We start from the raw sequence: 21,850 nt of genomic DNA, 5'->3' as shown, positions 1-21,850 counted from the left end.
AATCTGCGGAGTAAATATTATTCCGCAGGGTCCTGTTACGTCTTAAAGGTACTTAATTATGTCACTACATGCGAGTAAAAGACTAAAGCGCTGGCAGCTTATTGCGCTTACATTTTTGTTGATAGCAGGTATCATTAACTTTTTAGATAGAGCATCACTCTCTATTGCTAACTCTACAATAAGTAAAGAATTAGGATTTAGTGCAACCCAAATGGGATTACTGTTATCAGTATTTTCATTTGGTTATGCGTTATGCCAATTACCTATAGGTATGGTAATGGAGCGCTTTGGAGTTAAAAAGATTTATGGCTTTGGTTTGTTCTTATGGTCGTTAGCACAAACGGTTACAGGGCTATTATCTTCATTTACCCATTTAATTATTGCGCGAGTTATTTTAGGTATTGGTGAAGCCCCACATTTACCTACAGGCGTTAAAGTCGTTAATGATTGGTATAATATTCGTGAACGAGGGTTACCTATGGGGATTGTTAATATGTCCTCTACGTTAGCTCAAGCGCTGGCTCCACCTTTGCTCATTGCATTAATGTTAGCTTTTGGCTGGCGTACAATGTTTATTATTATCGGTATTAGTGGGATTATTCTGTCTATACTTTGGTTTATTTTCTATCGTAATCGTGAACAATTAGAATTAACAGATGATGAATTAAACTATTTAAATGACGGAGCTCCACCATCTTCAACGAATAAAGTTTCTTTCAAAGAATGGGCATCATTATTTAAACAACGTTCTTTATGGGGAATGATTATTGGGTTTAATGGTGTGGGTTATATGGTTTGGCTATATCTAACATGGTTGCCCGCTTATCTTGAAAACTCCAGAGGTTTAAGTCTAGAAAAAACTGGCTGGGTTGCCGCAATACCCTTTTTATTTGGTGCGCTTGGAATGCTCGTAAATGGTGTTGTTGCAGACTATGTGGTGAAACGTGGTGCTGACAAAATGAAAAGCCGTAAATGGATGATTTGCTTAGGCTTATTATTTGCTGCCATATTTACACTACCTGCTGCTTATACTGACAGCACATTTTCAGCTGTTGCTTGTATTAGTATGGCCTTGTTTTCTATTCACTTTGCAGGGACTTCTGCTTGGGGATTGATTTTAGTTTCAGTGCCTTCTCGTTTAATTACCTCAGTGAGTGGTATTCAAAATTTCGGTGGTTTTATTGGAGGGTCATTTGCTCCGATTATTACCGGTATTATTATTGACCAAACACATTCATTTACCTTAGCCCTTGTTGTTTGTGCAACGGTCGCATTCCTTGCATCATTGGTTTATTTCTTCTTTGTTAATGAACCAATTAAAGACCCTGCAGAGATGGAAGTAAAAGTAGTATAGTTAAATTTTATGGCCACTTTTTATAAGTGGCTTTTCTATAAAAAACAAATCTTATATTGATGCTCTAATTAGGTCATTGTTTGTAATTGATTGTTTTTATTGTCTGTTATTCGATTTTTTAATTCAGTATAAATTTAATCATCAAAATTGGAATATGTAATTCTCATAAATAATATGCTAATAATAACCAGCCACATGATTATATGTTTTTAATTTTCCAAAGGAGTTTAAAATGAGAAAGGTTATTATATCTAGTGTATTATTTGCTGTATCTACAATTTCATTTAACTCAATGGCAGCTGACAAAAATACGGTTACACCTGAGAATATGACTTGCCAGCAATTTATTAATTTAGATCCTCAAAGCTGGGCACCTGTTGCGTTATGGGTAACAAACCAAGAAACGCAATTTAAAGGTGGAGATTATGTTGCGCTAACAGAGCAAAGTGTTGCTGAGGTCCCTCAGATTGTTGAGTTTTGTAAGAAAAAACCGGAAGGCACTCTGCAAGATTATTTAGCATCTAAGAAATAATGCTAACTATTATGCCATGGAGGGCATAATAGCCATTAACAATGAGAAAAATGAGTTTTTATACTGTGGTAGATTAGAAACTACACTTTAGAAACATTGAATCGATATATCTTTATTTATTTACAGCTAATTTATCGACTAAAAAATCGATAAATGCACGTGTCTTAGCCGGTAAAACAAAAGTATTTGGATAAAGTAATTGAATATTTTGTTTCGGTAAACGGTATTCGGGTAACACATGAACTAAACGCTCATGCTGCAAGTCGTCGTCAACCATCCAAGCAGGGCAGATAGCAATACCTAAAGAGGCTAGCACCATATGGTGAATAACGGCCGCAGAATTAGACTCATATTGGCTTTTAATTAAAGGTAAGTAATATTTTTCATTTTTTGAATTCTGTAAAAAATATTGAGGATCTTGCCAGTTTAATAGCGCATGGTTAATCCATGGGACATTTGCTAAATCAGTGAGTTGTTTGATTGGGTATTTTTTTAGAAATTCAGGAGTGGAGACTAAGTAAATCTCATATTCACCCAGTTTTTTCATTTTAAGAGATGAATTTTTTAAATTACCTAATCGAATAGATAAATCGAGTTTTTCTGTGATCAGGTCATCTAATGATGAGTTAAATGAATATTGTAACCTTAACTTAGGATAAAGGCGGCAAAATTCAGGGAGTAGCGGCAAAATAAAACGTTGGCCAAATTCACTCGTTGATGAAAAACGTAGCAAACCAGCAATATTCGTTCCTAAATTTTGGCTTTTTTCGAATGCTTCATTTATTTGATTTTGAATACGTTTAAAGTCGTCATAAAAATGTTTTCCTACCTCTGTTAATGCAATATTTCGCGTGTTTCGTGTTAGCAAGCTTACATTAAGCTGACCTTCTAATTGTTTGATATCGACACTAACCATAGAGCGACTTAGCCCTAAAATATCTGCGGCTTTAGTGAATGAACCCGAATCAACAACCTGTAGAAAACTGATAATCTTTTTAAGGTTTCTTTGCATAATGATAAAGATTGTTCTTTTTTATTAAACAATCATGTTACCTCCCTTGTATCGACAAAGAAAGTACTTAAACCTATTCTTTGCCACCGGAGGAAGCCCATGACTTATCGATACAAAATTGCCACAGTATTTTTACTCGGTTTCTTTATTGATTGTATTAATATTTTTATGTCAGCGATAGCATTGCCTGACATTGCTGCATCATTTTCAGCAAGCCAATCTCAAGTGGCTTGGGTTGCCAATGCCTATATTTTAGGTTTAGTTCTGGTGATGCCAATCAGCTTATGGTTAGCAGGTAGGTTAGGTAACCAAAAATTACTGTGTTATTCCATGCTACTTTTTTCTATTGCAGCTTGGCTCAGTGGAAGCAGTGATTCAATATATAGCTTAATTTTTTGGCGCTTTATCCAAGGGGCTGCGGGAGGGTTATTAATTCCGGTAGGTCAGGCGTTAGTTTTTGCATTATTTCCAAATAATGATCGTCAGCGTATATCAACATTGATTATGACAGTCGCGTTAATTGCTCCCGCATTTTCACCTACAATTGGCGGCCTAATTATTGATTCTTTGTCTTGGCATTGGGTCTTTTATTCTAATTTACCTTTCTCACTACTAACGGCAGTACTCGCTTGGATATGGATAAAAAATGATGGGAAAAAAATAAGAGAAAAGCCAGATATTTTGGGGCTAATAATGGTGAGTTTAAGTTTGTTAAGCCTATTATTATCATTTTCTTTTTATAATGATTATCACAATTTACTATTGGCTTTGGCGAGCTTTTTTACTTCTGTATTCGTATTTATTGTTTACCTTAAATATGCCCAAAAATGTCGAGAACCTATTTTAAATTTTCAGTTATTGAAAAATAGCAATCTGCGTAATGCTTTTATTGTTTACTATGCTGTTCCCGGTATTTTTACGGGAGTTAATTTACTCAATATTTTTAATCTACAAGAGAACATGGGGTTCAGTGCAGCAAAAACCGGGCTATTTATGGTGCTATATGCATTGGGGGCGGTAATATCAATGTTAACTGGTGGACGTCTTTACTTACAGATAGGAAAAAAACGATTATTTATTATTGGTATTACATTACATAGCCTTGGTATTTTTCTGCTTTATTGGGTCTCATCTTCCAGCCAGCTCAGTTTATTGATAATTGCTTATTTATTGATGGGGATGGGTGGAGGGTTGAGCGCCAATACTGCACAAATTAGCTCGTTGATGGATTTCAAAGACAAAGATTTACTTCAAGGTAGCGTGTTATGGAATATTAATCGACAAGTCGCATTTAGTGTTGGTGCAGTCGTATTTATTTCTATATTTAGCTTAATGACTTTCTCGAGTGATTTATTACGTTATCAACTTACGTTTCTTATTGCATCAATACTCGGGTTACTTTCATTAATTTCAGTGTTCAAGGAAAAATAAATGAGTGAAACAATGGAAAGAGCGCAGCAAAGCGTGGTGGATTTACATATTCTTATTGAGGATATTTTTACAGGGCGTCGTGGTAATAAAAGTTTGGCGCCGTTATTAGCCAGCTTCGATGACAACTTCAAAATGGTTACCACACAAGGCCATTGTATTGGATTAAATGCAGTGACTCAGTTATTTAGTCAGAATGTAGGGGCTAGAACATCATTTTCTACAGAGTGTATTAATCTGATTCCATTGCGCGAAGACAATGGCTATTGCTGGGTTCAGTATCAAGAAAAACAGCAAATAAATGGTATTGAGTCGTTAAGAATTTCGACTGCATGTATCAGGGTCGAACCCGAAAAGTGTGTTTGGGTTTATTTGCATGAAACACCGGTAGTGTAGCTTTCCATGGTTTTAGTGACCATAAAAAAACACCTGCCGGAGCAGGTGTTTTTAGATATAAATAAATCAATTATTCGTCAAGGAAGCTGCGCAGAACTTCTGAGCGGCTTGGGTGACGTAATTTACGTAACGCTTTCGCTTCGATCTGACGGATACGCTCACGGGTAACATCAAACTGTTTACCAACTTCCTCAAGGGTGTGGTCAGTATTCATGTCGATACCAAAACGCATGCGTAGCACTTTTGCTTCACGGGCGGTTAAGCCTGCTAACACTTCGTGAGTTGCAGAGCGTAAGCTTTCTGACGTTGCTGAGTCTAAAGGCAGCTCTAAAGTTGTATCTTCAATAAAATCACCTAAATGTGAATCTTCATCATCACCGATAGGGGTTTCCATAGAGATAGGTTCTTTAGCAATCTTCAGTACTTTACGAATTTTATCTTCCGGCATTAGCATGCGTTCTGCCAGTTCTTCTGGCGATGGCTCACGGCCCATTTCTTGCAGCATTTGGCGAGAGATACGGTTCAGTTTGTTGATAGTTTCAATCATGTGAACCGGGATACGAATAGTACGTGCTTGGTCTGCAATTGAACGCGTGATAGCTTGACGGATCCACCAAGTTGCATAAGTTGAGAACTTATAACCACGGCGATATTCAAACTTATCAACGGCTTTCATCAGACCGATGTTACCTTCTTGAATCAGGTCAAGGAACTGCAAGCCACGGTTGGTGTATTTCTTAGCGATAGAAATTACCAGACGTAAGTTTGCTTCAACCATCTCTTTCTTCGCACGGCGTGCTTTCGCTTCACCGATAGACATACGACGGTTGATATCTTTAACTTGTTCGATAGTCAGACCCGTTTCTTCTTCAATTTGACGCAGTCTTTGTAGGCAACGCAGAATTTCTTCTTCAACTTCAAGTAGTTTTTCTGACCAAGGCTTGTTCATTGCTTTTGCAGCAGTTAACCAAGTTTCACTGGTCTCATTACCACTGAATAAAGTAATGAAGTTTTTCTTCGGCATCTTGCACTGCTCAACACATAGTTTCATGATGGTACGCTCTTGTAAGCGAACTCTGTCCATCATTTCACGCATGTTATTGACCAGATAGTCAAATTGCTTAGGAACTAAACGGAATTCTTTAAATACTTCGGAAAGCTGCTCAATAGCGGCAGCCGTTTTTGCATCACTACGGCCATATTGTTTAATATGTTGACGCGTTTTTTCATATTGCTCACGAAGATCAGAGAATTTTTGACGTGCTAATTCAGGATCGATGCTGTTATCGTCATCGCTATCGCTGTCATCACCGTCTTCATCTTCTTCGTCTTCGTCATCGTCTTTATCAAGCTCTTCTTGTGGTAATTCAGAGCCAACGTGAGTCGCTGTTGGTGCAAGATCTTCTTCCGCGTTAGGGTCAACAAAGCCAGTAATTAAATCAGATAAACGGCTTTCTCCTGCTTCAACACGGTCATATTGCTCAAGAAGATAAGTGATAGCCTCAGGATATTCAGCAACAGAGCACTGAACCTGATTAATACCATCCTCGATACGTTTTGCAATGTCGATTTCGCCTTCTCGAGTGAGAAGCTCGACGGTTCCCATTTCACGCATATACATGCGAACAGGATCGGTTGTACGGCCGATTTCACTTTCAACACTGGACAGCACTTGTGCAGCGGCTTCTGCTGCATCTTCATCAGTATCGGAAGTATTTTCAGCCAAAATTAAATCATCGGCATCAGGTGCTTCTTCCATGACCTGGATGCCCATGTCATTAATCATCTGAATGATATCTTCGATTTGATCTGAATCGACGATATCTTCCGGCAGATGGTCGTTGACCTCAGCATAGGTTAAGTAACCTTGCTCTTTACCCTTGGTTACGAGTAGCTTAAGCTGCGACTGCGGGTTTTGCTCCATAAGACGGTATCCACACTTCTGAGTATTTAGATTGGTGTCGGTCGGCGAAACATTCGGCCAACAAGAACATACAAAGGGAATATTTATTATTCGCTACGCCCTTTATTTTCGTAGCATTTTACAGGCATTTGCCTTGTGTTTATCGGCACTTAAGCCGTTTAAAATATTAATTCTGTTTTGGGTTAGATTATGTTTTCACTCTGGAAAGAGTGATTAAGCGGACTTCTTCGCGCTCTTCTGGGGTCAGCCCTTCAGTTCGTTCTTTTGCTATCAAATAGTCGAAACGTTCGTCGAGTGCGCTATTAAATAGATGGTTTAAGGCATCTATAAAAGTATTTTCCGCTATCTCCTCTATTTCTATATCGTTCCACGTTGCCAGTTTTTCAAGCTGTTTCGCAAATTTATTATCACGATAACGCTCTAGCAACTGCCCAGTTGACATTCCGGGGGTGGAACGGCAGACATCGACCAATTCCTGAAATAGAGAAAGCCCCGGCATTTGAATATGGGCAATTCCCTCTAATGAGGGAACAAGCTCCGAAAAGTTCGGATTCTGTACCAACAGCGCGATAAGTATTCGCATTGTGGTTGGTTTTAATTTGGGAGCCTGATAGTTAACTTGTTCTGTGCTCTCTCTATCAATCATAGCAAGAACTTGAGAAATATCCGGTATACCAATAAAATTTCCTAGCTCTTGTGCCATATAAAGGCGCAGCGTTTCACCAGGTATTTGCTTAATCAAAGGGATAGCCAGTTTACTAAATTTTGCTTTCCCTTCTTGCGTTTTTAAATCTACCTGTGGCACAAGTGAATCAAATAAAAAAGCAGAAAGGGTTTGAGCATCCTTCATGCGTTGCTCAAAAGCGTCTTTGCCTTCTTTACGTACTAATGAATCAGGGTCTTCGCCGTCTGGTAAAAACATAAAACGCAATTGACGGCCGTCCGTCAGATAAGGTAGGGCTGTTTCAAGTGCTCGCCATGCCGCTTCTCGGCCAGCGCGGTCACCATCATAGCAACAAATAACCGTATCTGTTGAACGATAAAGTAACTGAATATGTTCTGAGGTTGTTGATGTACCCAGTGAAGCAACCGCATAGCGGATATCGTACTGAGCAAGTGCAACAACGTCCATATAACCTTCAACTACCAGTAATTTTGATAATTCATTACTGTTTTGTGTTGCTTCATAAAGGCCAAATAACTGGCGACCTTTATGGAAAATATCGGTTTCAGGGGAGTTCAAGTATTTAGGAAGAGCATCTCCTAATACGCGTCCACCGAAGGCAATCACACGACCGCGCCTATCCCGAATTGGGAACATGACACGCTCTCTAAAGCGGTCATAGACTCGGCCATTATCATTTGTCACTAACATGCCAGCATCATCAAGCTGTTTGCGACTTTCTGGGTTTACAGCAAACTTTTTGAGCAAGTTGTCCCAGCCCGCAGGGGCGAAGCCAATCGAAAAATGCTCTATAATTTCAGTGCTTAAACCACGTTGGCTTAAATAATCTTTCGCTTTATTAGCAGAAGGATGACTTAAGGCAGCACAGTAAAATTGATTAATTTTTTCCATCAACTGATATAAATTTTGCCGTTGATGAAGTTCTATTTGGCTTGAACCCGTTCCTTTTTCATATGGGACATCAAGGCCGTGTAGTGCAGATAATTCTTCGATAGCTTCGACAAAATCGAGTTTGTCATAATTCATCAAAAAATCGATGGCATTGCCATGCGCACCACAACCAAAACAGTAATAAAATTGCCTTTCACCATTTACAGTAAAAGAAGGCGTTTTTTCATTATGGAACGGACAACAAGCGTGATGGTTTTTACCCTGTTTTTTTAACGGGACTTTTGCATCGACTAAATCAATGATGTCGGTTCTTGCTAACAAGTCATTGATAAATGAACGCGGAATTCGTCCAGCCATAAGCCTCTTTTTCGCCTGTTGATGAACGATAATAAGCCGCGCTTCCTTGTGGAAAGCACGGCCTTTAACTGCTTAGCTATTTACTACTACAAAAACTGAGTGACTACGAGAGAAACTAAAGTTTTGTATTAGCTATCGTCTGCAATGAATGCGGCTTTCACCGCAAACAATTAGTACAGACGAGTACGGCGTGCGTTTTCGCGAGCCAGTTTCTTAGCGTGACGCTTTACAGCTGATGCTTTAGCGCGTTTACGTTCAGTCGTTGGTTTTTCATAGAATTCACGACGACGAACTTCAGCTAAAACACCTGCTTTTTCACAGGAACGTTTGAAACGACGCAGTGCAACGTCGAATGGCTCGTTTTCACGTACTTTAATTACCGGCATGTGCCTCTCACCTCAATAGAAATCGGTTTGTTGCTGGTACTGATTCACCAGCCTTCATTTAAAATGGTGCGGAATTTTACTTCAATGAGTACGGGTTTGTAAAGTGCCGTATAAAATTGAATCACACAAGATTACCTGATTAGCAGTTCATTTGATGAAAAAGCAAACAAAACCAGATAATAATGAGAATTAGCCACACGAAATTTTTTATTACAGGGGACTGATTATAGACTATACAGTCAGGAAAGTCAGCCTTTTGACAACATTAATTACGCGATTGAACGAAAATAGTGATAGACTTGCGGTTATGCAATAAACAAGGGTAGTGCAATGCGTGTTTTAGGTATCGAAACCTCTTGCGATGAAACTGGTATCGCAATCTATGATGATGAGCGTGGCTTATTAGCCAATCAATTATACAGCCAAATTAAAGTTCATGCAGACTATGGTGGTGTCGTGCCTGAATTGGCTTCACGTGATCATATTCGTAAAACAGTGCCGTTAATTCAAGCGGCGTTGAAAGAAGCCAATTTAACCAGTGAAGACATCGACGCTGTAGCTTACACTGCGGGCCCTGGTTTGGTGGGGGCTTTAATGGTTGGTGCAACTGTTGGGCGTTCATTAGCTTTTGCATGGAATGTTCCTGCCGTGGCCGTTCACCATATGGAAGGCCATTTATTGGCACCGATGTTAGAAGAGAAAAGCCCTGAATTCCCTTTTGTTGCGTTACTGGTTTCAGGTGGGCATACCCAGCTTATCAGTGTGACGGGAATTGGTGAGTATGAGCTACTTGGCGAGTCCATCGATGACGCGGCAGGTGAAGCGTTTGATAAGACAGCTAAATTATTAGGCTTAGACTACCCTGGAGGCCCTGTGTTATCTCGAATGGCAGAGCAAGGCACAGCAGGTCGTTTTGTTTTTCCTCGTCCAATGACCGACAGACCAGGGCTGGATTTCAGCTTCTCAGGGTTAAAAACCTTTGCAGCCAATACTATTCGTGAAAATGCGGATGACGACCAAACCCGTGCAGATATTGCGAGAGCCTTTGAAGATGCGGTGGTAGATACGCTTGCGATTAAATGCAAACGTGCATTGGAGCAAACTGGTTTTAAACGCTTGGTGATGGCCGGCGGCGTTAGTGCTAATCGAGCTCTCAGAGCTAAAATGGAAGACGTTCTCAAACAGCGCGGTGGTGAAGTTTTTTATGCGCGCCCTGAGTTTTGTACAGATAACGGTGCGATGATTGCGTTAGCGGGGCTTATTCGTCTTAAAGGTGGAACAACGGCAGGGCTTGGTGTAACAGTTCGCCCGCGCTGGCCTTTGGCTGAATTACCACCCTTAGAAAAATAATCATTGTTAATGAATTCATATTTTTTGTAAAAAGGGCTGGATGACAGCCCTTTTGCTATTCAATTAGATATTAATGTAAAACAACAACAGCATCTTCAAGTCGGCTTGAGCGTGCTTTTACCATCGTTGATGTCTCTGTGCTTTGCTCTACCAGTAATGTACTTTGTTGTGTGATGGTTTCGAGCTCACTGACTGCTTGGGTAATGTCGGCGATACCAGCCGCTTGTTCAGAGGTCGCTTGGCTAATATGGGTGATCAATTGAGTGACGTTTTGTATTTGGTCAACAATTTCCTTCATGGTATCTCCTGCCGTATGGACTTGATTTTTTCCTGAATTGACTTTCTTTTCACAATCATTAATTAATTCGCGAATATCATTCACTGCGCTTGCACTGCGGCTTGCAAGGCTACGGACCTCATTGGCAACCACAGCAAAGCCTTTCCCTTGTTCACCTGCACGCGCGGCTTCTACCGCCGCATTTAACGCGAGTATATTAGTTTGAAATGCGATGTCTTTAATCACATCAGTGATGGAATTGATTTTGCTGGTACTACTGACAATTTCATTCATGGTATCAACAACAGCTTCCATCATTGCGCCCCCACTGACTGCGGTTTCGCTGGTGGTATTGGAAAGTTGATCAACTTGAATAGTATTATCGGCATTCATTTTTACAGAAACGGACATTTGGTTCATTGTCGCAACGGTTTGTTGCATGTATCCGACGGTTCTCTGAGTATGTGTTTCTAATTCATGACAGTCAGAAACCAAAGATTCACTGCCTTTGCGAACGTTATCAACTTGTTCGGAGACATCTTTGATTAACCAGCGGCAGATTAACCCCAGTTGCCCAATAGAACGTAATACTAAGCCAATTTCATCTGTGCGCTGCATATGGTTAACGCTATGTCGATTTCCTCGTGCAATACCAAGTGCTTGTTTGGTGATGTCTTCCAATGGCGCTGCTAGCATTTTTTCAAATACCACATTACCGATCAGTAACGTGATAAATGTACAGGCACTCATCATCATAAGAGGTGCGATTGGCTGGGGAATGAAGCTTGCCATGATGAGCCAAAGAATAAATAACAAACTCATGATTAGCCGGATACGCGAACGCGTTGAATATGTTGAAAAGTGAAATGGCATTTTTTTAGAAAGCACAATTCCCTTAAAAATTTTTCGTTGGCTTTTATTTTCATTCATTGCGTCATAGATGGGTTCTACCGTAGCAATTTCTTCACGTGTTGCGCGTGTCCGAATAGACATATAGCCTGTAATAGCCCCTTTTCGTTCCATTGGAATGATATTGGCTCGAACCCAGTAATGGTCGCCATTTTTGCGACGATTTTTCACAATACCAGTCCAAGGTTCTCCTTTTTTAAGTGTTGCCCACATGTCGGCAAAAGCTTCCTTGGGCATATCCGGATGGCGGATAATATTGTGTGGACGTGTTAATAACTCATCTAATTCATAACCACTAACCTGTACAAAGAAATCATTAGCGTGGACAATATTTCCTTGCAAATCGCTGGTTGTCATCAAGGTGATATTTTCATCTAATACATATTCGTTTTGAGTGATATAAGGGGTTCTGCTCATTATAAATACCATTATTATTGTTTAATTTTCCTTTTATATAGTCGACAGCTTTTAAATATTCCTTAGTAATAAATTTGCAATTATTTAACTTTTTTTTAAAAGTGTGCGCTGGTTATGGCAAAAATGTAACGTAGCACAAATTGCTATCAGTACAGTTTTAAGGAGAGATATCGAACGGTTGTTATTGGGGGAGTTTTTGGAAATTTTAAACAAGGCAAATAGCATAAAAAAAGAGCTGAAATCAGCTCTTCTTAGGAAAAATCATATTAACGATATTAACGATTAGTCATCTAGTTCTTGTTCTTTGGTTTCTTGGGCTATTTCTTTATTGGTTTTTTGCTTTTTGTTTTTTAGTTTTTGCCAAATACGGCTTTCTTGACCGCGCCAAAGGCGTTGTATATTACCGTGATGGCGAACTAACACTAAACAAGACAGCATGGCGACAGGGAAGGTAAATTCAGGTTTAAACCACCAAACATAGAAGGGGGCAAGTAAGGCGCTGACAATCGCGCCGAGTGATGAGTAACCACTAAGCAATACCGTAAGTAACCATGTCCCTGCGACTAAACCAGAAAGATCCCAACCAATAGCAGCAATTGAACCAAATGCGGTTGCTACCCCTTTTCCGCCTTTGAAACGAAAGAAAATGGGATATATATGCCCAAGACAGGCTGCAATTGCAACAAAGCCAAGATAGAATGGCTGCACATTTAAATAATAAGCAAGCCAAACGGGTATCATCCCTTTTAATACGTCACAAATGAGTACTCCGGCAGCGGCTGCTTTACCGCCTACACGTAATACGTTAGTTGCACCAGGGTTACCAGAGCCGTGTTGACGGGGGTCGGGTAGTCTCGCCAAACGGCAGATCAGTATCGCACTCGAAACTGAGCCACAAAGATAGGCGAAGATTATCATGCCAAGCGCGGTTGCACTCATAGCTAACTCCAAAAACGGTTAAGGCCATAAATTCACTTCAGTCTTGGATAATACGCATATTTTTGCTGAAGTGGTATCAATTCAGTACATAAATGAGAAAATGACGTGATGGATATCGTATTTATTGAGCAATTATCAGTCATCACCACGATTGGTGTATATGACTGGGAACAAGATATTGAACAGAAACTCGTGCTCGATATCGAAATGGGATGGGATAACAAACGCGCGTCTATGAGCGATAATGTAGAATATTGCCTAGATTATGCCAAAGTTAGTCAGGCTATCCTAGCTCATGTAGGGAATAACAAGTTTGGGTTAGTAGAACGTGTTGCTGAAGAAGTTGCACAGTTATTGATGACACAGTTTGCTAGCCCATGGGTTCGTATTAAGGTGGCTAAGCCGGGAGCCGTGGCGCGAGCCAAGCAGGTTGGGGTTATTATAGAAAGAGGCATGAAAACCGCTTAAATGATGACTGGCGGTGTTTAGCCGCCAGTTTTATGGTCGTTAGATGATTTGTTGCTGCTGCCAATCTGTTACCGCTTCAATGCGTTGTTTTGTAAGTTCTTGGCGAATTTCAGGGCCTTTAAATCCCTGTTCAACGATAGGTTTGACATCAACCGCTTGTGCGATAGTAAAAGCCTGCTTGAAATATATCCCTTGTGGGTACGTTTGCTGTTCAAGGCCTAACCGGCCTCTTGCATCAGCTTCGCTGATTAAACTCAGTTGTTCAATACGTTCTGGTTTACGCCAGCTATCAAGCCCATCAAAAATCGCAATTAGCTCATTAGCAGGTAATTTATTGATAACATGGATTTTATCATGATAGCGTGCCGCTAGACGGGCTAAGTCACGAGCCGTAGTTGGTACTTTTAATCTTGCGCAGAGAGTTTCTATTAATGGAATACCTGCCTCACCGTGGTTTGGATGACTCGGCCAAATATCAGGCGGTGTCAGCGCTTTACCTAAATCATGGCATAAGGCAGCAAAGCGAATATCCACATTATTAGATAGCTCGGCAATCACTTTCATTACCATTAGAGTGTGGATACCCGTATCAATTTCTGGGTGCCATTTTTCAGGGGCAGGAACACCAAATAACGCATCAACTTCAGGAAAAAGTACAGCTAATGCACCACATTGGCGTAAAACATCAAAATACACCTGTGGAGAATTTGATTTCAGCGCTTTTTCTGTTTCCGTCCAAACGCGCTCAGCGGTGAGGTAAGATAATTCCCCTGTAGCGGCCATTGTTTGCATCAAGGTTAATGTTTCTGGTGCGATAGTAAAACCATGCTCAAAGTAGCGAGCAGCAAAACGAGCAACCCGCAAGACCCGTAAAGGGTCTTCAGAAAATGCATCAGAAACATGGCGTAAAACACGGCTCTTGAGGTCTTTCACGCCTTGGTATGGGTCAACAATTTCACCTGATTCACTTTGTGCTATCGCGTTAATTGTCAGATCGCGACGTAGCAAATCATCTTCAATGGTCACATCAGGTGCGCTATAGCAGCTAAAACCAGTATAGCCCGCACCAATTTTACGCTCTGTTCGGGCTAAAGCGTATTCTTCATGGGTCTTTGGGTGCAAGAAAACCGGAAAATCCTTTCCTACTTGTTGAAAACCTTGAGATAGCATTGCCTCGGGGGTTGTACCAACCACCACGTAGTCTCTATCTGAAATAGGTAGTCCAAGAAGTTGGTCACGCACTGCGCCACCCACGAGATAGACTTTCATTTGAATGGCCTCAATTACATCCAACCATCATTACGTTTTTTACGACGCGGAATAATGTGCGGTAAAATCAAACCTAAAATTAAGCCAACACCGGCAACACCACCGCCATACATAAACCATTGTAAGATTAATTCGCGACGGCGATCATCTAAGTTGACCTCTGCAATCTCTAGCTTTTTACCGGATTTGATCAACTCATTTTTTAATTTTTCATTTTCGGCTTTTAGCTGGCTGACGATATTGTCATTATCAGCCACTTTTTGCTGCATATCTGCAGTTCGTGTATTCCACGTACTGTCGATATTGTCGAGTTGTTGACGTAGCTTTTGATTCTCAGCTTCAAGTTCTGGAATGCGGGTTTTCATGCTTGGAGTATTGCTGAGTTGGTCAACAGGTAACCAGACCGTTCTACCTTTTTCATCGCGAACTTGTGCAAATTTGTTATCTGTGGAAAGCAGTTCAACCGCTTCCCCGGCATTGAGCGTACCTACAATACGATATTTTGTGCCAGGTCCACTATGAACGTATGTGGATAAATCATCTGACACATAACGTTTTTCTGCTGCATGTGAATTTAAGGAAAGGCCTAGCCCCATGATTGAAATTAATAATAATGGAATTTTTCGCATGGTATTTACAGTCTTTTGATGGTGAATGAGTTTTATATTAATTGAATACTAATGAGTAAAACGCGAGGGTGCAAATCCTAAACGCAGATGTCTCTACAGTCTAAAGGAGAATGAGAACTATCCTAACTGTCTAAATTACCCTTATTTTTACTTTGTTTTCAATATAACTCACTGAAAGAAATATGACAGGTAGAATTTTTGTTTATCACACAGTTTCTTTTCTCAGCTTAGCTTGATTGGGGTAATATGAGTGAAGTGAAATAATTAAATAAGGATATGTATGAGCCACGTAGAGGTTGAACTCAAACTTGCCGCTAAGAGTTCCGCAATAGAGGCTGTACGACAGTGTCTATCGACATTGTCTCACCAATACAGTGAGCCGACGAAGTTAACCAATATCTACTTTGATACGGCAAATAAGCAGTTACGTCAGTGGGATATGGGCTTACGTATCCGCGGTTGTGATGGTCGTTATGAAATGACAATGAAAACGGCTGGGCAGGCGATAGGCGGCTTACACCAACGGCCTGAATATAATGTTGACATTGATTCACCTGAGCTTGATTTAGCCGCATTACCGGCTGAAATTTGGCCTGAAGGCACTGATGTTTCACAGCTTCAGTCTGAATTAAATATCCTCTTTAGCACCAATTTTACCCGTGAAAAGTGGTTAGTGACTTTTGAAGATAGCGAAATAGAAGTGGTTTTTGACCAAGGTGAAATTTCCTCTGGCGCAAAGGATTTGCCTATTCAAGAGTTTGAACTAGAACTAAAAAAAGGCTTTATTGCTGATGTACTCAATTTAGCGAAGAAATTTGCAGATATCGACGGCTTACATTTGTCATCACTTAGCAAAGCTGCACGTGGTTATTCATTGTTATCGCCGACAAAAGCGCCATTAACTCCTCCAAATTCGGTGTTTGACTATGAAGAGTACCCCCTCGAAAAATCATTAACGCATATGCAATTACTTTGCCAGCAGCATGAAGACTACTGGTTAGCAAATGGCAGCAATGCACGCCAAGGCTTCAGTGAGTTTTTACGTTTTGTTCAGGCATTTTTAGTGCATTACCAAAATTCTGTACCTCACTTTATTCATGACACTCCACTGGAACAATTACGTTCAGATATTGCCGATGAAGCAATTAGTGCTGAGGATTTTTGCTATAGCAGCCAGTGGTTAAAGTGTAAATTAGCCTTTATCCAGTGGTTAAGTGCTTTAACCTATCAAGAAGCCCATTAAGGTATTGATAATATGCATGCTTTTCCTGAGTTATTACAAAGCCAAGGTGAACGCGTTTTAAGCCAGTTAGCGGAACAAACGAATGAATTATTACCGTTAAATGAACAAGAAATTCAAGTGCTTGCATTCAGTGATTTTGTGTTAAAGCAAGTATTAGCACATCCGCGGTTTTTACTTGAAATTCGCTCTCGACCACCACAAGCCGATGAATGGAAAAGTTATGCATCATGGTTAGCTCAAGATTTGTCATCTGTTAGCGACGAAGACCACTTGATGCGAGTGTTGCGCTCATTTCGTCATCATATGTTAGTGCGCTGCGCATGGATGCAAGTGCTAGAAATAAGCACGCAAAAAGAAACGATTTATCAGCTCAGTATATTGGCGGAAAGCTTGGTTGTTGCAGCGCGAGACTGGTTGTATCAAGAATATCGTCAGTCATGGGGAACACCTTGTAATGCAGAAGGAAAACCGCAGTCGCTATTGGTCTTAGGGATGGGGAAGTTGGGAGGCCGAGAGCTCAATTTTTCTTCTGATATTGACCTGATTTTTGCTTATCCAGAAAATGGGGTTACCCAAGGTGGCCGAAAAGAGTTAGATAATGCGCAATTTTTTACGCGCTTAGGGCAAAAATTGATCCGCGTACTCGATCAAGTGACGGAGTATGGCTTTGTTTATCGGGTCGATATGCGTTTACGTCCATTTGGAGATAGCGGCCCGCTGGTTTTTAGCTTTTCTGCGCTTGAGGATTATTACCAAGAACAAGGGCGAGACTGGGAGCGCTATGCGATGGTTAAAGCCCGTATTATGGGCGCTGATAGCCTCCATTATGAGGAGTGTTTGCGAAAGCTTTTGCGTCCTTTCGTCTATCGTCGCTATATCGACTTTAGCGTGATCCAATCCTTACGCAATATGAAAAATATGATTGAGCGAGAGGTTAGGCGTCGTGGTTTGGTCAATAACATCAAATTAGGCGCTGGAGGGATCCGCGAAGTTGAATTTGTTTCACAGGTTTTCCAACTCATTCGAGGTGGACGAGAACCTGTTTTACAGTCGCAATCTTTATTTTCAACGTTACAAGGGATCCGTGAACTCGCATTGTTAACCGAAGATCAGGTTAATATTCTACAAGATGGCTACCTTTTCTTGCGTAGAGTCGAAAACTTACTGCAAAGTATCGATGACCAACAGACACAAACACTCCCTGAAGAGGCTTTAAACCAAGCGCGTTTAGCATGGGGGATGGGCTTTGCTGATTGGCCTGCATTTTATCAGGTTTTGAGTCAGAAAATGGCAGCTGTGCATCAAATATTCACCGAGCAAATAGGCCAGGAAGATGACTCTGAGAACATTGATGTATTCGATGAAATTTATATCACATTATGGCAAAGTGAATTATCAAAAGAAGAATTAGCCAGCTATTTGCCGTCTAAAAGTGAAGAGATTGCACAACGTATCATTCACGGTATAGTGATGTTCCGTCATGATCTCAATAAACGCACCATTGGTCCTCGAGGGCGAGATGTTCTTGATGAATTAATGCCTAAATTATTGGCTAAAGTCGGTGAGCGTGATGATGCAGGGCAAGTCATTGAGCGCATCACACCACTGTTACTGAGCATTGTTAGCCGCACAACTTACCTAGAGTTAATGCTTGAATTTGATGAGGTTTTGACGCACGTTATTCGTTTATGTGCGGCTTCACCTATGATAGCGGAACAATTAGCTCGCCACCCATTGTTACTTGATGAGTTGCTCGACCCTCAATCATTATACCAACCCTTACCGCTAACGGCCTACCGTGATGAGCTGCGCCAATATTTAATGCGCGTTCCTGAAGATGACGAAGAACAACAACTTGAAGCATTACGTCAATTCAAACAAGCTCAATTATTGCGTATTGCTGCTGAAGATATTTCAGGTGTTTTGCCGGTAATGAAAGTCAGTGATCATCTGACTTACCTTGCGGAAGCAATTATTGATGCGGTGGTCCACCAAGCGTGGCAAAAAATGGTAAAACGCTATGGTGAGCCAGCGCATCTAGAGCAAAGTGACAAAAAACAATATGGGTTTGCGGTATTAGGTTATGGAAAGCTAGGCGGCTGGGAACTGGGCTATGGCTCTGACTTAGACCTCGTTTTTCTCTTCAATTGCCCTTTAGATGTTGTCACCAATGGTGAACGTTCCATTGATGCTCGCCAATTTTACTTGCGTGTTGCTCAGCGTATTATTCATTTGTTTAGTACTCGAACCCCTTCTGGCGTGTTGTATGAAGTTGATGCACGACTAAGGCCTTCTGGTGAATCAGGAATGTTGGTCAGTACCATACAATCATTTGATGATTACCAAAAAAATGATGCTTGGACATGGGAACATCAAGCGTTAATTCGAGCTCGAATGGTGTTTGGTGATGAGGATTTACAACGGCAATTTATACAGACTCGCCACGAAACTCTGTGTATGCCAAGAGACCCTAAAACTTTGCAACAGCAAGTGCGTGATATGCGGTTGAAAATGCATCAGCACCTAGGAAGTCATCAAGTTAATGAATTCGACTTAAAAGCGGATCCTGGTGGGATCACTGATATTGAATTTATCGCACAATACTTAGTTTTGCGTTTTGCCGCAGAAAATAATGCGCTAACACGTTGGTCTGATAATGTGCGTATTTTCGAGTTGATGGCGCAGTATGGTTTTATGCCAGAAGATGAAGCGAATGCTTTAACTCTAGCGTATGTCACAATGCGTAATGAGCTCCATCACTTAGCATTACAATCACTGCCAAGCCGTGTTGAGATAAGCCAATTTTCTCAGCAACGTGAACAAGTTTTAGCAAGTTGGCAAAAATGGCTTGAAGAATAAAGAACAAACGCATTTTATTTAGCTAAACAGCGCAATATGCTAGTATTGTTGCTAATTATTATCAGATTTCCTTTTTAAGACTGGAGTGCAGGATGAAAGTAACTCTTCCGGATTATAAACAAGCCGGTGTGCTGGTGGTTGGTGATGTTATGTTAGACCGTTATTGGCATGGTCCCGCAAACCGTATCTCGCCAGAAGCCCCTGTCCCGGTTGTTAAAGTCACGATGGTCGAAGAGCGTCCCGGTGGTGCGGCTAACGTCGCGATGAATATTGCGTCATTGGGTGCAAATTCACGCCTTGTGGGGTTAACTGGAATTGATGACGCGGCAAAAGCACTCACTAAAAATTTAAATGCCGTGCAGGTTCGTTGTGATTTTGTGGCTATCCCCACCCATCCAACCATTACTAAATTACGCGTACTTTCACGTAATCAGCAACTTATTCGCCTCGATTTTGAAGAAGGTTTTGAAAACGTGGATGTTGCCCCTGTACTGGAGCGCATAGAACAAGCACTGCCACACATCGGCGCACTAGTGCTGTCTGACTATGCAAAAGGGGCGTTAACTCATGTTGAGAAGATGATAGCGCTCGCCAACAAGGCCAATGTTCCAGTCTTGATTGACCCGAAAGGAAACAATTTCGAACGTTACCGTGGGGCAACTTTATTGACTCCAAATATGTCTGAGTTTGAAGCGATTGTTGGGCCATGTAAAAACAACCAAGACGTTGAAGAAAAAGGCATGAAGCTGCTTCAGTCATTGGAGCTTAAAGCGCTGCTAATTACGCGCTCAGAACAAGGTATGAGCTTAATTCGCCATGATGAAGCCCCATTGCATTTACCGACTCAAGCACAAGAAGTGTTTGACGTGACGGGGGCAGGGGATACGGTTATTGGTGTTCTCGCTGCCTCTATTGCATCTGGCCGCCCATTACATGAAGCCTGCGCATTAGCTAATGCCGCGGCAGGTGTGGTGGTGGGCAAATTAGGGACTTCAACAGTTTCGCCTATTGAATTAGAAAACGCTATTCGTGGCCGTGCTGACACTGGTTTTGGTGTTATGACTGAAAGTGAATTAAAACAAGCGGTTGAGAATGCAAGACTGCGCGGTGAACGTGTGGTGATGACTAATGGCTGTTTTGATATTCTCCATGCTGGGCATGTGTCTTATTTAGCTAACGCGCGTAAATTGGGTGACCGCCTAATTGTGGCTGTAAATAGCGATGCTTCGACACGCCGCTTAAAAGGTGAAACACGTCCAGTTAACCCATTAGAACAGCGTATGACCGTTCTAGGGGCTTTAGGGGCAGTAGATTGGGTCGTGGCTTTTGAAGAGGACACTCCACAGCGTCTAATCGCAGAAGTTTTGCCTGATATCTTAGTTAAAGGGGGGGATTACCGCCCTGAAGAGATCGCGGGCAGTGCGGAGGTATGGGCCGCGGGAGGCGAAGTTAAAGTACTTAACTTTGAAGATGGTATTTCTACAACCAATATCATCAAAAATATCATGAAAACCAGTTAATTTATCATTATTAATTAGCAAGTTAATAACCTCACGTGGGTATGTAAAAACGCCGTGAGGTTTTTATTTATTTAAAATCAATATGGCGTCAAATGTTGACGTCATATTTTTTTTGCTTTAGATTTTGATATCACAATATGACGTCATGGAAAATACGATAGGGGTGGAATATGATTAAAAGCAGTAATGTGATGACGATAGACGGCCATCCTGCATCTGTTATCTATGAAGCTGAAATTAAAGCGTTTCGTGGTAAGTTTTTAGATGTAAGTGGTTACTGTGATTTTGTTTCTGATAGCATTGAAGGGTTAAAAAAAGAAGCGCGAATTTCTTTAGCAGAATACATCGAAGGCTGCCAAGAAGAGGGGATTAACCCGTTCAAAGAACAAGAAACGGTAAAGTCATTTACGCTACGTTACCCAAGCCGCTTAGAGGCTTATTTAAATGCGGTAACAACTGAGCATAATGTTTCTAAAAATCAGTATATTGTTCAGCTGCTTGAGCGTGAATTGAATATCAAATAATAAAAGTGACGCCTTAATCGGTGTCACTTTTTCAATTTAATTACTCAGCCGTTTTTTCTTCTACATTTAAATGGGCTTCGAGTGCGCTGACGCGTTGTTCCATCTTCGCTAATTTTTCACGGGTGCGTAATAAGACTTGAGTTTGAATATCAAATTCTTCACGACTGACTAAGTCTAATTTGCCGAGTTGTGATTGTAACAGTGAACGCAGTTTTTTATCAAAATCTTCACCTAAATCGCGTACGCCTTGTGGTAAAGCGCCTTGAATTTGGCGGGCAACTTGTTCAATTTTTTTCGGATCGAGCATTTCGCGGGTCCTTAAGTTTATCAAAATATTGTTGTGAATTGTTGGGACTAGTTTAATACCTCTTGCTGCCTTGCGCTAGCTTGAATTATTTAGAGAGAGGTTTAGAGCCGGTAGTGAAATTAACCTTGATAACTCTAAGTTTTTATTCATGTTTTTTTGGCTAAAAGTGTGAGT

General features: G+C 40.9%; 19 protein-coding genes. 10 read left to right on the top strand and 9 right to left on the bottom strand.

Annotated features, from left to right (window positions below; translation table 11 throughout):
- Positions 1 to 58: 58 nt before the first annotated feature.
- Together M1F17_RS15980 and M1F17_RS15975 are read left to right on the top strand one after the other, a co-directional pair.
- The gene (locus M1F17_RS15980; protein WP_112307502.1) at positions 59 to 1,354 is read left to right on the top strand and encodes an MFS transporter; all 1,296 of its coding nucleotides are present in this window, start codon (positions 59 to 61) and stop codon (positions 1,352 to 1,354) included.
- Positions 1,355 to 1,586: 232 nt separating this feature from the next.
- A complete protein-coding gene (locus M1F17_RS15975) occupies positions 1,587 to 1,886 on the top strand; it encodes an HdeA/HdeB family chaperone (protein WP_036958008.1) in 300 nt (99 codons plus the stop codon).
- Positions 1,887 to 1,998: 112 nt separating this feature from the next.
- Here the strand turns inward: M1F17_RS15975 and M1F17_RS15970 are convergent, their stop codons facing one another.
- A complete protein-coding gene (locus tag M1F17_RS15970; RefSeq protein ID WP_206277508.1) occupies positions 1,999 to 2,898 on the bottom strand; it encodes a LysR family transcriptional regulator in 900 nt (299 codons plus the stop codon).
- Between the two features lie 99 nt (positions 2,899 to 2,997).
- On the opposite strand from M1F17_RS15970, the gene M1F17_RS15965 reads away from it, so the two are divergent.
- Both M1F17_RS15965 and M1F17_RS15960 read left to right on the top strand, forming a co-directional pair.
- Positions 2,998 to 4,329, top strand: coding sequence for an MFS transporter (locus M1F17_RS15965; protein ID WP_318837060.1), 1,332 nt, complete (start codon positions 2,998 to 3,000; stop codon positions 4,327 to 4,329).
- On the top strand, positions 4,330 to 4,722 hold the full coding sequence (locus M1F17_RS15960) for a hypothetical protein (RefSeq protein ID WP_110591258.1): 393 nt from the start codon (positions 4,330 to 4,332) through the stop codon (positions 4,720 to 4,722).
- Between the two features lie 70 nt (positions 4,723 to 4,792).
- On the opposite strand, the gene rpoD is transcribed toward M1F17_RS15960, so the two are convergent.
- From rpoD to rpsU, 3 genes are all read right to left on the bottom strand, one after another.
- Positions 4,793 to 6,646 (bottom strand): RNA polymerase sigma factor RpoD, encoded by a 1,854-nt coding sequence (rpoD, locus tag M1F17_RS15955; protein WP_004257799.1) that lies wholly within the window; start codon positions 6,644 to 6,646, stop codon positions 4,793 to 4,795.
- A gap of 187 nt (positions 6,647 to 6,833) precedes the next feature.
- Positions 6,834 to 8,579: a DNA primase gene (dnaG, locus tag M1F17_RS15950; protein ID WP_110591259.1), complete on the bottom strand. Its 1,746-nt coding sequence runs from the start codon at positions 8,577 to 8,579 to the stop codon at positions 6,834 to 6,836.
- A 170-nt stretch (positions 8,580 to 8,749) separates the two neighbouring features.
- Positions 8,750 to 8,965, bottom strand: a complete 216-nt coding sequence (rpsU, locus tag M1F17_RS15945) for a 30S ribosomal protein S21 (protein ID WP_001144069.1) — start codon at positions 8,963 to 8,965, stop codon at positions 8,750 to 8,752.
- Between the two features lie 330 nt (positions 8,966 to 9,295).
- Between rpsU and tsaD the strand changes: the two genes are divergently transcribed.
- Positions 9,296 to 10,315, top strand: coding sequence for a tRNA (adenosine(37)-N6)-threonylcarbamoyltransferase complex transferase subunit TsaD (tsaD, locus tag M1F17_RS15940; RefSeq protein WP_094961091.1), 1,020 nt, complete (start codon positions 9,296 to 9,298; stop codon positions 10,313 to 10,315).
- A 70-nt stretch (positions 10,316 to 10,385) separates the two neighbouring features.
- Here the strand turns inward: tsaD and M1F17_RS15935 are convergent, their stop codons facing one another.
- Complete coding sequence (locus tag M1F17_RS15935) at positions 10,386 to 11,918, bottom strand: methyl-accepting chemotaxis protein (RefSeq protein WP_094961092.1); 1,533 nt, start codon at positions 11,916 to 11,918, stop codon at positions 10,386 to 10,388.
- 282 nt (positions 11,919 to 12,200) lie between these two features.
- Complete coding sequence (gene plsY, locus M1F17_RS15930; protein WP_004257775.1) at positions 12,201 to 12,857, bottom strand: glycerol-3-phosphate 1-O-acyltransferase PlsY; 657 nt, start codon at positions 12,855 to 12,857, stop codon at positions 12,201 to 12,203.
- A 108-nt stretch (positions 12,858 to 12,965) separates the two neighbouring features.
- Between plsY and folB the strand changes: the two genes are divergently transcribed.
- On the top strand, positions 12,966 to 13,325 hold the full coding sequence (folB, locus tag M1F17_RS15925) for a bifunctional dihydroneopterin aldolase/7,8-dihydroneopterin epimerase (RefSeq protein ID WP_004257772.1): 360 nt from the start codon (positions 12,966 to 12,968) through the stop codon (positions 13,323 to 13,325).
- A 39-nt stretch (positions 13,326 to 13,364) separates the two neighbouring features.
- On the opposite strand, the gene M1F17_RS15920 is transcribed toward folB, so the two are convergent.
- The gene (locus M1F17_RS15920; RefSeq protein ID WP_094961093.1) at positions 13,365 to 14,594 is read right to left on the bottom strand and encodes a multifunctional CCA addition/repair protein; all 1,230 of its coding nucleotides are present in this window, start codon (positions 14,592 to 14,594) and stop codon (positions 13,365 to 13,367) included.
- 14 nt (positions 14,595 to 14,608) lie between these two features.
- Entirely contained in the window at positions 14,609 to 15,223 is a 615-nt protein-coding gene (locus M1F17_RS15915; RefSeq protein ID WP_036958005.1) for a TIGR04211 family SH3 domain-containing protein, read from the bottom strand.
- Positions 15,224 to 15,503: 280 nt separating this feature from the next.
- Here M1F17_RS15915 and M1F17_RS15910 point away from each other — a divergent pair, with 280 nt between their 5' ends.
- The 4 genes from M1F17_RS15910 to M1F17_RS15895 all read left to right on the top strand — a co-directional run bounded on the left by M1F17_RS15910 (position 15,504) and on the right by M1F17_RS15895 (position 21,369).
- The gene (locus M1F17_RS15910) at positions 15,504 to 16,466 is read left to right on the top strand and encodes an inorganic triphosphatase (protein ID WP_096864067.1); all 963 of its coding nucleotides are present in this window, start codon (positions 15,504 to 15,506) and stop codon (positions 16,464 to 16,466) included.
- A 12-nt stretch (positions 16,467 to 16,478) separates the two neighbouring features.
- Positions 16,479 to 19,325, top strand: coding sequence for a bifunctional [glutamate--ammonia ligase]-adenylyl-L-tyrosine phosphorylase/[glutamate--ammonia-ligase] adenylyltransferase (gene glnE / locus M1F17_RS15905; RefSeq protein WP_164455952.1), 2,847 nt, complete (start codon positions 16,479 to 16,481; stop codon positions 19,323 to 19,325).
- Between the two features lie 92 nt (positions 19,326 to 19,417).
- Entirely contained in the window at positions 19,418 to 20,845 is a 1,428-nt protein-coding gene (hldE, locus tag M1F17_RS15900) for a bifunctional D-glycero-beta-D-manno-heptose-7-phosphate kinase/D-glycero-beta-D-manno-heptose 1-phosphate adenylyltransferase HldE (RefSeq protein WP_110591262.1), read from the top strand.
- A gap of 170 nt (positions 20,846 to 21,015) precedes the next feature.
- Positions 21,016 to 21,369: a type II toxin-antitoxin system HicB family antitoxin gene (locus tag M1F17_RS15895; RefSeq protein WP_004257748.1), complete on the top strand. Its 354-nt coding sequence runs from the start codon at positions 21,016 to 21,018 to the stop codon at positions 21,367 to 21,369.
- Positions 21,370 to 21,409: 40 nt separating this feature from the next.
- On the opposite strand, the gene ubiK is transcribed toward M1F17_RS15895, so the two are convergent.
- Positions 21,410 to 21,676, bottom strand: a complete 267-nt coding sequence (gene ubiK, locus M1F17_RS15890; protein ID WP_004257742.1) for a ubiquinone biosynthesis accessory factor UbiK — start codon at positions 21,674 to 21,676, stop codon at positions 21,410 to 21,412.
- Between the last annotated feature and the right edge of the window lie 174 nt (positions 21,677 to 21,850).

The organism is Providencia sp. PROV073, from assembly GCF_033688125.1.
GTDB classification, from domain to species: domain Bacteria; phylum Pseudomonadota; class Gammaproteobacteria; order Enterobacterales; family Enterobacteriaceae; genus Providencia; species Providencia hangzhouensis.
This window is presented reverse-complemented; position numbering and strand designations above follow the sequence as displayed.